Origin of the sequence: Niastella soli (genome assembly GCF_017742245.1) — a bacterium.
Classification (GTDB): domain Bacteria; phylum Bacteroidota; class Bacteroidia; order Chitinophagales; family Chitinophagaceae; genus Niastella; species Niastella soli.
The window spans coordinates 458,966-471,126 of sequence record NZ_JAGHKO010000017.1 but is presented as its reverse complement, the minus strand read 5'-3'; the positions used below and the strand labels follow the sequence as shown (position 1 = coordinate 471,126).

Annotated in this window: 6 protein-coding genes and 1 tRNA gene; 3 read left to right on the top strand and 4 right to left on the bottom strand. The window is 44.7% G+C overall.

Features of this window, described 5'->3' with window-relative positions; all coding sequences use genetic code 11:
- Positions 1-613: 613 nt before the first annotated feature.
- Positions 614-685: transfer RNA gene (locus tag J7I42_RS32820), tRNA-Met, on the bottom strand.
- A 164-nt stretch (positions 686-849) separates the two neighbouring features.
- Between J7I42_RS32820 and era the strand changes: the two genes are divergently transcribed.
- The 3 genes from era (at position 850) to J7I42_RS32805 (ending at position 5,118) form a co-directional block, all read left to right on the top strand.
- Positions 850-1,719, top strand: a complete 870-nt coding sequence (gene era / locus J7I42_RS32815; RefSeq protein ID WP_209144355.1) for a GTPase Era — start codon at positions 850-852, stop codon at positions 1,717-1,719.
- A gap of 21 nt (positions 1,720-1,740) precedes the next feature.
- A complete protein-coding gene (der, locus tag J7I42_RS32810) occupies positions 1,741-3,057 on the top strand; it encodes a ribosome biogenesis GTPase Der (protein ID WP_209144353.1) in 1,317 nt (438 codons plus the stop codon).
- A gap of 207 nt (positions 3,058-3,264) precedes the next feature.
- Entirely contained in the window at positions 3,265-5,118 is a 1,854-nt protein-coding gene (locus tag J7I42_RS32805; RefSeq protein ID WP_209144351.1) for a hypothetical protein, read from the top strand.
- A gap of 65 nt (positions 5,119-5,183) precedes the next feature.
- On the opposite strand, the gene J7I42_RS32800 is transcribed toward J7I42_RS32805, so the two are convergent.
- The 3 genes from J7I42_RS32800 to J7I42_RS32790 form a co-directional block, all read right to left on the bottom strand.
- Entirely contained in the window at positions 5,184-7,427 is a 2,244-nt protein-coding gene (locus tag J7I42_RS32800; RefSeq protein WP_209144349.1) for a DUF4954 family protein, read from the bottom strand.
- Between the two features lie 42 nt (positions 7,428-7,469).
- Positions 7,470-9,311 carry a glutamine--fructose-6-phosphate transaminase (isomerizing) gene (gene glmS, locus J7I42_RS32795; protein WP_209144347.1) on the bottom strand — a complete coding sequence of 614 codons (1,842 nt, stop codon included), beginning with the start codon at positions 9,309-9,311 and terminating at the stop codon, positions 7,470-7,472.
- 313 nt (positions 9,312-9,624) lie between these two features.
- The gene (locus tag J7I42_RS32790) at positions 9,625-12,051 is read right to left on the bottom strand and encodes a S9 family peptidase (protein WP_209144345.1); all 2,427 of its coding nucleotides are present in this window, start codon (positions 12,049-12,051) and stop codon (positions 9,625-9,627) included.
- Between the last annotated feature and the right edge of the window lie 110 nt (positions 12,052-12,161).

The following is a 12,161-nucleotide window of genomic DNA, read 5'->3' as shown; positions in this document are numbered from 1 at the left end:
ATGTTTTTACTTTTAAGAGCTGGGATCGAACCCCGTCCGCCAGCCGGCGGATATGAGCCCGTCGAGCTGCCGCTGCTCTACTTCGCGATATAATGTTTTTACTTTTAGAGCTGGGATCGAACCCCGTCCGCCAGCCGGCGGATATGAGCCCGACGAGCTGCCGCTGCTCTACTTCGCGATATAATGTTTTTACTTTTAAGAGCTGGGATCGAACCCCGTCCGCCAGCCGGCGGATATGAGCCCGACGAGCTGCCGCTGCTCTACTTCGCGATATAAAGTTTTTTACTTTTAAGAGCTGGGATCGAACCCCGTCCGCCAGCCGGCGGATATGAGCCCGACGAGCTACCGCTGCTCTACTTCGCGATATAATGTTTTTTACTTTTAAGAGCTGGGATCGAACCCCGTCCGCCAGCCGGCGGATATGATCCCGACGAGCTACCGCTGCTCTACTTCGCGATATAATGTTTTTACTTTTAAGAGCTGGGATCGAACCCCGTCCGCCAGCCGGCGGATATGAGCCCGACGAGCTGCCGCTGCTCTACTTCGCGATATAATGTTTTTACTTTTAATCCAAAGGAATAAAAAAGGCTTCCTTTCAGAAGCCTTTATCAAGTTGCGAAGGGGAGGATCGAACTCCCGACCTTCGGGTTATGAGCCCGACGAGCTACCGCTGCTCTACTTCGCGATATAATAAGTTAAATAATTCTACTTTTAAGAACTTCCCAATCTCTTTATTTTCAACCCTTCTTCTCTAGCCCTTCTTCGTTAATTGGGTTGCAAAGATAAAGGTATATATGTTTGCCACCAAACTTATTTTAATCTTTTACCTTTGCAGGAATTTTAAAATAGATGAAAGCGGGATTTGTAAGCATATTCGGACGCCCCAACGCGGGCAAAAGCACCTTGCTCAACGCTCTTATGGGCGAAAAGCTGGCTATTGTGTCCCCCAAGGTGCAAACTACCCGCCATCGCATTAAAGGCATTTTAACGGAACCTGAGTACCAGATCATCTTCTCCGATACGCCCGGCATCATTGAACCTAAATATAAACTTCAGGAAAAAATGATGCACGCCGTAAAACAGGCCCTGGAAGATACCGATGTGGCCCTGTTGCTGGTTGATGTGAACGAGAACCACGAAGAGGTGAATGCTATTTTTGAAGCATTACGGCTGAAAGTGCCCGCCATCATCGTGATCAATAAACTGGATGAAGCATCAGCAACCAGGAAAAAAGAAGTGTTCGACCTCTTTAGCGCCAAATCCTATTGCAAAGGACTGGTAGGCATTTCAGCCCTGAATAAAACAGGATTGAAAGAACTGATAGATGCCATCCTGAAACTCCTTCCTGAGAACCCACCCTTCTTTGAAGGGGATGAAATGACCGATCTGCCCACCCGTTTTTTTTGTGCAGAAATGATCCGGGAGAAGATCTTCTATTTATACCAGGAAGAAATACCTTATCATACTACCGTTATTGTGAATGAATTCAAGGAGAAGTCGTCACTGATAAAAATTGCTGCTGACATAATCGTGAACCGGGAAACCCAGAAAGGTATCCTGCTGGGGGTTGGTGGTAAAATGATCAGACAGTTGGGAACGGAAGCAAGAAAGGATATTGAACAGTTCCTTGGACAAAAAGTTTTTCTGGAACTGTTTGTTAAAGTGCGGCCTAAGTGGCGCGATAATGAGTACATGTTAAAAGAATACGGCTATCACTAATATAATTATTGAGCAAACATTATGGCAGGTTTTACAGTAGCAATAGTTGGAAGACCCAATGTAGGGAAAAGCACCTTTTTTAATCGCTTGCTTGAGCAGCGTAAAGCAATCGTAGATGATGTAAGCGGGGTTACCCGCGACCGGCAATATGGTGTGGCCGATTGGAATGGTAAATCATTCAACGTCATAGATACCGGTGGTTTTGTACCGGAAAGTCAGGAGGCTTTTGAGAAAGAGATCAATAAACAGGTTATGATCGCTGTAGAGGAAGCGAGCGCTATGCTATTCATGGTGGACGCTGCTACCGGCATTACCGATCTCGATGAATCGATGGCCGATGTATTACGGCGTACCGCCAAACCAGTTTTCCTGGTGGTGAACAAGGTAGATAACCATGAACGCTTATTGGAAGCTACCGAGTTTTACGGACTCGGCTTCGACAATATTTTTTTCATATCCTCCATGAGCGGCAGTGGCTCGGGTGAATTGCTCGATGCATTGGCTGCTTTGATTACCGAAGACCAGGTGGCGGCTTTAGAAGCCGAAGGCGCTATTCCTAAATTTGCCATCATCGGTCAGCCTAACGTAGGCAAATCATCGTTGCTGAATGCCCTGATAGGGCAGGAGCGCACCATCGTAAGCGATATCGCCGGTACAACCCGGGATACCATTCACACCCATTATAATCTCTTTCAGAAAGAATTCGTTCTCATCGATACAGCAGGTATCCGTCGTAAAACAAAAGTGCATGAAGACCTGGAATTCTATTCCGTGATCCGTGCCATTAAAGCAATGGACGAAGCGGATGTGATTTTGTTGATGCTGGATGCCGAAAAAGGTATTACCCAACAAGACCTGAATATATTTGGACTGGCTTCCAAAAAAGGTAAGGGCATTGTTTTGCTGGTGAATAAATGGGATACCATGCAGAAAGAAACCAATACAGCCCGGGATTATGAAAATGAGTTGAAGAAACGTATTGCCCCTTTCTCCGATGTGCCCATTCTCTTCATTTCTGCACAGGAAAAAGTACGTATTCATAAAGCTATTGAAGTGGCATTGGAAGTATATGAGAACAAACAACGTAAAGTGCCTACTTCTGAGTTGAACGAGATCATGTTAAAAGCAATTGCTTCTTATCAACCTCCTGTTGTGCGTGGTAATCCTATTCGTATTAAATATGTAACGCAGTTGCCAACGCATGTGCCCTCGTTTGCTTTCTTCTGTAATTTCCCCGACGATGTAAAGCAACCTTATAAGAACTACCTCGAGAACCAGTTACGCCAGCATTTTGAATTTACCGGCGTGCCAGTTCGTTTGTTCTTTAGAAAGAAATAATTTCTTACCCATACTTTTAGAAGCCGTCCGCCAGCTGGTGGACGGCTTTTTTATGTCCTATGGCGAGTGCAAAGTTGGATCTATAAGAGCCCTTTTTTGTATCACACTAACATATAATCGAAATTTTATAATTATTATTTGGTTGGAATAATTTATTCTTTACCTTCGATTGATCAGGCTCTGTAAAGTAGCATAAACTTTACAGTTATGAGTAGTAGAAAATTATTGTTTCATTTGCAGCTTCAGCTGCTTCTTGCATTATTGGTTTATACTTCTTCCCTTTCTCAGGTCCGATGGGATGGTGAAGCCGGCGACGGCCAATGGACTACCACCCGAAACTGGGCAGGTAATATACTTCCGGGTATTACTGATAATGTTATTTTGGATAATTCATTTATCACTGGCAGTTATACTGTCACCTTGCCCAGCGGTAACAACCTCGTACAAATAAGATCAATAACTATTACTCCGGGTCCGGATAATAAGATTGATCTAATACTGCCCACCACCAATGTTGCCACCCCTGCATTTAAGGTCTCCGGTGCAGTTTACGGAATGGTAATTGCAAATGGCGGCACCTTTAAAAACGCCTCAGGTGCAAAAAACGGTATCCCGGTTGAAATAGCAGACTCGCTAAAAATAAATAATGGCGGCCGGTATCTCCAAAACAGTTCCAGCAGTCATGCGTCTGTTGTAACGGTGCTGTCAAAAGCAGCTGGAACGGAAGAAGGGTGCTTTGAATTTGATATTCCTGCAGCATCCAGCACCGTATCCCTGAGTAATAGGACCTATGGAAAGCTGATATTTTCATCCAACGCAATGAATGGGACCGTTACCTATACCGCTTCTGGGACTAATGCAGTTATGATAAAAAGCGATCTGCAATTAGGGAGCGGAGTAATGCTTAGTCTCAATTTCTCCGATACGCTTTATATAGGACGTGATCTGTTACAACAGGGCGGAACCCTTAACCTGGGCAATGCTGCCCGTACGCTGGTAACGGTTGTGAACAGACATCTTGTACAAGCTGCCACAGGCTCAATTGCGGAAACCGGAACTGGGTTTCCTGAATTACTGTTTGGCGGTAATGTCAATCAACAGATCAATTGTAAAGGCATTATAAAAGATAGCGTTGCCATAATAATAAACAATATGGCTGGCGCTACGCTTGCTGCGCCCTGGTCGTTACCTTATAAATTAAATCTGGTAAATGGAAAAGTCACTACTTCGGTTGTTAATATCTTGAGGTTGCAGGCAGGCTGTCGGATCTTAGTTGATAGCACTACCAATAACAGCTTTATTGATGGGCCGCTGAGAAAAGAAGGGTTGTTGAACGCCGCTCACTTTTTATTCCCCGTTGGAAAAGGAAGCTCCCTGCAATGGCTGGAGTTGAAAAATGCCAGTGGTAATTTTATGGTAGAGTTCTTCGACAACAACCCGCAACTAACTCCAGGCTCCTTGGGGCCCGGTATCAGTCAGCTATCCCCCAATGGATATTGGACCATTAAGGCTGATGCCAGTCCATTACCGGCTGCTTCGGTTGAGTTGTCTTTTAATGCACTCAACATCGGGATAGGCCCGGATCTCTCAACCGCCAGGGTATCCAAACTTCTTAACGGCGTTTGGATGAATTACGGTAATTCGGCTGCTACAGGTTCCGTGGGTATTCGTGGTTCCATTGTAAGTGGTCCCGTAGCCTCCTGGAGCCTGGTTGCTGATACATTTGCATTGGGTAACAGTGTTCCGGCAAACGGCCCGTTGGCTTTGTCCAATGATATGGTGCCGCCTAATAGAAACATTAGGGCAGTTAATGGCGGTCTGCCACAATTAGTAGCAGTTACCGATCAAACACTTATTTACAGGGCCTTTGAAAAAATGCAGACAAAGTTCTTTATAGTGGATAATACAGGCAGGATAATAAAGATAATGAACACTGTCATTGAAAAAGGCATTAATCGCCTGGCTTTAGAATTGCCGTTCCTGCCAGCGGGTATATATAGTATTCAGGCTTTTACTCCTAAAGGACAATCGAATAGCTTACGATTCGTATTTCTCAGGTAATATATCTTGGAAATAACAACGCCCCCACCAATCAAGGAGGGGGCGTTGTTATTTCTTTGGAACGCTTACGCCGTTTTTAATTTAGCGCCCGCTTTATCCAGTTTTAGTTTGGTAACCAACTGGTGTATGTCTTTTTTATATTCTTCCAGTGCTTTTTGTTCCTGCTTTATAAAGCTGTTGTCTTCCAGTTTACCTACTACCTTGTTCATGGCTTCAGCGGTTTCATATACCATTTTACGGAAAGGATTGCGATAATCCTTGGCGCGTGATTCGTATATTTCTTTCACCATCCATTCCTTGGTAGTAATACTCTGGTGCAACAGGCTCTTCATAATGGACGGACTGGCTTTTTTTACATTGATATCAAACACCTCTCTTACGGCAGCTATAGCATGGGCCAGCTTCTCCATGCGGTAATTATTACCTTGCTGTGTGTAAAAAGCATGTACTGCATCCCAGTCTTTAATTCTGCCAGTAACGATCTGTTTATTCAGCTTATCAATTTCTGAACGAAGTATTAATTGTCCGCCTACGTTCATCCATGGAGCCAGCGTTGTTTTTGAAGGCAGGCTTTCGATCAGCTGTTCATGGGTTTTTATGTTATTGGTACGAATATGCTCCAATAACTGTTGCACCAGGTAATACATTACCAGTTCTTTGAACAGGTGATAGGCCCTCATTACCTTAATGATGCGTACCGGGCGTTTGCTGTTTTCAAAACCATCTGCTAAAACAACCAGCTCATTCACAACCGGGTCTTTGGTATCAAGTAATACCTTCCCGATAGCAATGATCTCTTCCTCGGTCATTTTTTTAGTATTGCCTTCCCGTTTCAGCCAGGCTTTGCCGGTGAACTTTTGCAATAAGGGCAATGATTGTAACAGATCATTCACTGAATCCGGTGCCAGGAAGTTAAACTCCAGTGATTGGGTTTTATCAATGCGTTTATCGCGATCGATATATTTCCAGGAATTACGGGCCAGGGCATACATGTTATACATGAACCAGTAACCGGGCATAACCACCAGCTGGTCTTTGCTCAGGTCATTACTGATCAATGAGAACGGAAAGGGAATATTCAACTCGGTTGCATAATCGCCTTTGGCCAGTATGGAATAAGAAGCAAATTTTGAATTGTGCTTCAGACTAACGCATAAGCCAGGCCAGAAACCACGTCCGGCGATGATCTCACCATCCGGGCTCCGGCTGTTGTGGTTAGAACCCACAGTAGCGCCTGCCGCCATATTGCTTTGACCCTGTACCAATGCAGCGCATAAAAACGAATTGTTATGGTGCTGTTCGTGCGAAGGGAAGATGAGCGAATTCAATACCTCACAACAGGAAATGGTAGAGTTGTCACCCAGGTATGAGTTGATCAACCGTGCGCCATATTTAAGTTGTGAGTGGGAAGCCAGCACAAAACGTACGGCTTTTACGCCATAGAAAAGCCGGCATCCATAACCGATGATCCCATTCACCAGCTCACAACCTTCACCCACCTGGGTATTGGCTTCGCTGGAGGAATTAATGGTTACATTTTTTATTTTATTGGCTCCTTTTAAATAAGCATCACTGCCAATTTTTACATCTTTTAGGATGCGGCAGTTCTTTATCACCGTTCTATCTCCAATAGTGCCATAATAGCCGCGTAATGCATCGAACTTCTTCTCGGTAAATTCCTTGAAACGGTTCAACAGTTTATCATCGTCGCGGAAATAGGTCCATAAGAAAGCATCGCCAGGCAAAATGCCATCAAAGGCCAGAATACTACGGCCGGCGTTTTCATTGCACAATTCCATCCAGATGCGGATGTTCTCGGGCTCACCTTCTTTCAGGACCCCATTACCAAACTTAGAGTGATCGGTGGTTGCAATTTCATTGCAGTTCACCAGTATTACGCCGTTGCCTATAATGTAATGAGAAATGTAATTAACATTATCAACTACAACATTGTCGCCAAAATCGCAACTAATAACGGTACTGTTATAAAACCCTACCGGGCGGCGTAAGTTATGATACTCGAGGTAATAAGGCTCCAGCTTACCAATACGCACCAATCCAAAGAACTTACAGTTTTGCACCAGTTCAGGATTGAATGCATCTGACACCAGCAGGTTGTTCCAGTTATCAGATGTATTGCGGTTGCGTACCAGTACTTCAATTTCATAGGCCGAGAGGTGCCGGTAGTGAATACCGTTCTTGACCTGTTTATTACGCAGGTAGTATTCATCCTTCCCCTTAGGTAAATAAGCGGAAGGAATGAAGTCGTACCCTAATGAATTAAGCGGTTTGCGATTGATTTCATTCATAACCCTGAGATAATTACTAATGAAATAATTTCGGATGATCTATTACTCTACTGTTACTGATTTAGCCAGGTTTCTGGGCTTATCAACATCCAGTCCTTTAGCTACGCCAATGTAATAGGCCAGCAACTGCAATGGAACTACACTGAGCATAGGTGCTACCAGTTCATCGGCAGGTGGTACTACAATTACATCATCGGCCATTTTTGCAATTACATCATCGCCTTCAGTGATCACTGCAATTACTTTCCCTTTGCGGGCTTTTATTTCCTGAATATTGCTGATGATCTTTTCATGGTAAGAGTCTTTGGTGGCAATGAAAACTACCGGCAGATTTTCATCAACCAGGGCAATGGGCCCGTGTTTCATTTCTGCTGCGGGGTAGCCTTCTGCATGAATGTAGGAAATTTCCTTCAGCTTTAAGGCGCCTTCCAGTGCAATGGGGAAATTGTACCCACGGCCCAGGTATAAGAAGTCGCGTGCATCTTTATATTTATAGGCCAGCTGTTTTACATGTTCTGCCTGTTGTAAAGCTGCAGGTATTTTTTCAGGAATATCCTGTAATTCGTTCATTAAATGCAGGAAACGCTTATTGTCGAGGGTACCTTTTTCATAACCCAGTTGCAGGGCAATAATGGTTAATACCGCCAGCTGTGCAGTAAATGCTTTTGTACTGGCTACACCAATTTCAGGACCAGCATGGGTGTACGCACCAGCTTGTGATACGCGGGCAATAGAAGACCCTACCACGTTAACGATACCAAAGATCAAAGCACCTTGTTCTTTTGCTTTTTCAATAGCTACCAGGGTATCAGCTGTTTCACCGCTTTGAGATATGGCAATGATCACATCGCCTTTGTTTACTATCGGGTTGCGGTAGCGGAACTCCGAAGCATATTCCACTTCAACGGGGGTGCGGCACAGTTCTTCAAAAATATATTCAGCCAGTAAACCGGCATGCCAACTGGTTCCACAGGCAATAATGAGAATACGCGGCGCATTTTTTAAGATTTCTATGTTGGCCTGTACGCCTGCCATGGTAATGGTGCCGTTGGCTGCATCAACACGGCCACGTAAGCAATCGAATACAGTGCTGGGTTGTTCAAAGATCTCTTTCAGCATGAAGTGATCATAACCACCTTTTTCAATAGCTGCCAGTTCCAGGTCCAGCTGTTGAACAAACGGCGTGATCTTTTCATTACCCAGATTTTTCAGGATCAGCTCATCGGGTTTTATGATGGCCAGCTCATAGTCATTAACGTATACCACCGTTTTGGTGTATTCAATAATAGGAGAGGCATCGGAAGCGAGGAAGTGTTCGTCGCGGTTTTTACCAATTCCAATTACAAGCGGGCTTCCTTTACGTGCGGCGATCAGCGTATCAGGGTTATCCTGATCGATGAGAATAATTACATAGGCGCCTACTACGCGTTTCAGGGCAATACGTACCGCTTCTTCCAGGCTGCAATTATTGTTCTGCTGAATGTCTTCAATAAACTTCAACAGTACTTCGGTATCGGTATCACTAACAAAATTGTAGCCTTTTTTCTGCAATTCCCCTTTTAACTGGTTATAGTTCTCAATGATCCCATTGTGGATCATGGCCAGTTTACCATTTTCAGACAGGTGAGGGTGAGCATTGCGGTCGCAAGGTTCGCCATGGGTCGCCCAACGGGTATGGCCAATACCAATATTGGCATGCAGATCTTTTCCCACCAGTGTTTCTTCCAGATCGGCCACTTTACCTTTTTTCTTATATACATTCAGGCCGGAATTCAAAAGGGCAACGCCAGCGCTATCATATCCACGATATTCAAGTCTTTTTAATCCTTTTAAAATAATCGGGTAAGCTTGCTTATTTCCTATATATGCTACAATTCCGCACATAATTACAGGGTTTAAGTTTTTAAGTTTTATTAAGTGTTGAGTCGACAGTGCTTTTAAAGTATAAACATAGTTTGCAGTGCCTAAACCTGCAAACGGTTGCGCAATATTATCAAAAAAAAGGCCATGCTTGATGCAAAAACATGCACAGGAGCATACCATTTTGGTAGTATGCTATTCTTAATGCTTTTTGCTTGTTGCATACAAAGCCAATAAACAAAGCGCAATCCGCCACTATAGTGGGTTTTACGTTCCGCTATCAGACTTTCGCCTCAGCGAGCCCCGCCTTGGCGGGTTTCAATAAAGGAAAAATGGATTACTTTTTTAGCCAGGTTTCAAATAAGCGGAAGATCCTTTTGTATTCGTCTGTCCAGCTTTCTGGTTCCACAAAGCCATGATCTTCCATTGGATACACAGAGAGATCCCAATTGTCTTTGCCCAGTTCTATCAGGCGTTGTGTAAGACGTACAACATCCTGGAAGTGAACATTTACATCAACCATTCCATGGCAGATCAGTAAATGGTTCTGTAATCCTGAGGCAAAGTTTATGGGCGAGCTGCGGTGATACGCAATGCTGTCGCTAAAAGGTTCATTTAAAATATTGGAGGTATAGCCATGATTGTAATGGGCCCAATCGGTAACAGGCCTCAGTGCGGCTCCGGCCTCAAAGATAGTAGGTTTTTTGAATAATGCCATTAAAGTTATAAAGCCGCCATACGACCCCCCATATACCCCAATATGCTGGGGATTTACACCACATTCTTTCGCCAGGTAACGGGCGCCATCCTCAATATCGTCCAGGTCTTTACCACCCATATATCGGTAAATGCCTGTACGCCAGTCGCGGCCATAACCCGCGCTGCCCCGGTAGTCCACGTCCAGCACGGTATAGCCATTATCCACCAGCAGGTTGTGGAACATATATTCCCTGAAATAGGAGCTCCACCATTTATGAGCATTTTGTAAATAGCCGGCGCCATGTACAAATATCACAGCCGGTTTGCTGGCATGCGGTTGCGTGGGGCGCATTAACCGGGCATATACTTTGCCATTATCGCGGGCGGTGAAGGTAACCACTTCCGGGTCGCGCCAGTTGTAAGACTTAAATTCCTCGCTTTGCGCCTGATTGGTAATTTGAACAGGTTTTGTCTTTGCTGTAACCGGGGTATTGGGTTGCAGATATAATTCCCAGGGTTTATTACTATAAGAAGATAAAATGGCAATCCATTTTTCATCGGGCGAAATGGTAGCCAGGTTGGAACCGGTGAGCGAAGTAAGGCGTTCCGCCTTTCCGCCTGTTACAGGCAAACGATATAAATGTTGCTCGCCAGGTTGTACTTCATTAGTAGTAAGATAAAAATACTTTTTGCCGGGTCCCAGCTCGGTTTTCAATACTTCATAATTGCCACTGGTAAGCGCCTGTTTTTCTTTTGTTGTAACATTAATTGTGTACAGGTGCGAATAACCGGTGCTTTCAGACTGAAACCAAAACGTTTGGCCGTTCAGCCAGCCTGAGTTATATGCAGGGAAGCCGTTGGTGCTTGGTCCGCCTATCCAGGCTTCATCGTGTTGCCGGTCGAGCAATGAAAGTTTGCCTGTTTCCCCATCGAGCAGGAGTAACCAGCGGTCTTTGTTATCCTGTGCCCTGGCTTCCACCACGGCGTAATTACTGGCTGGTGACCAGGTGGTATTCATGAAATTCAGGGGCCGCAGGGAGGGATGCTGGCTTTTTTCTTTATAAACAGTAGGATAATCTTTTAAATATTCAGGCAGGTCGCGGATGCCGGGAATAGAGTCCGTTTTTATCGCGAACACCGTGTCTTTCTCAGTATCAAAAACAAACAATTCCTGGGTTGGCAGGGGAGCGCCTACTTTAGTACGGGCCGAAAGGTCTTCAGTAAACCCGCTTTCTGTAACATAGCTGGGTACAACGGTGGTTTTGCCGGCCGGGGTTGGAGTTAACCGGTAAGAAATAAAACGGCCATTGTTGCTGATGGTCAGCATGGACGGGGTTTTACCGTCGAGCAGGATCGTGCGTAATGCCTTTTCCTTGAATTGCTTCGAGAGAGAATCGGCCTCGTCTTTATTTTGTTTACGTCGTTGCAGCACAAGAGAGTTTTCAAGTGCTTCCTGGCGTAACCATTTTTCCTGCTGATTATTGGCTGTTGCCGAACGGTTCACTGGTGCTGGTTGATTACCGCGTCCTGCGAAAGTGGTGACTGGAGGGGCAGCGGCGGTTCCCGTTTGAAAGTTAGTGAGCTGACTGGTTTCTCCGGTTTGTACATCCCAGGCCCAGGCATTCTGTTCGCGGGTATATACTATTTGGCGATCATTAAATGAGAATTGTGGATTGCTTTCAACGGCCACTGTTTTGGTTATACGGCGGCGGATGCCGGTTTTTATAGAGGAAAGATAAATATCTCCCTCATAGGCATATACATATTGATCATGTTGGGCGTTGTACCGCGCCTGATTATCGCCAACGGCGGTTTGGCGAAATGCGCCTGTTGATTTTTGTGGGGTAGTGGCGGTGGGGGTAATATAATATAATGAATCTACTACTGCTTTTTCGGGGTTCCAGTTAAACAGCAGGTATTTACCATCCGCTGTCCATTGCAGGTTTGAAGGAGAAGTGCCCATCCATTTGGGATCGCGCATGATCTTTTCTACAGTTAACGGACTAAGCTGGGCATAGGTAATAAGGGTTGATTGCATGGCAATCAGAAACAGCAATTTTCTCATAAATGAAATTTAACGAAAAACCAGCAGAATGTTAAATATTGAATATTGAATGCTTGCCCGTCGGCCGTGAAAACCTTTTACGTCCACATTAGACATTCAATATTTATTAT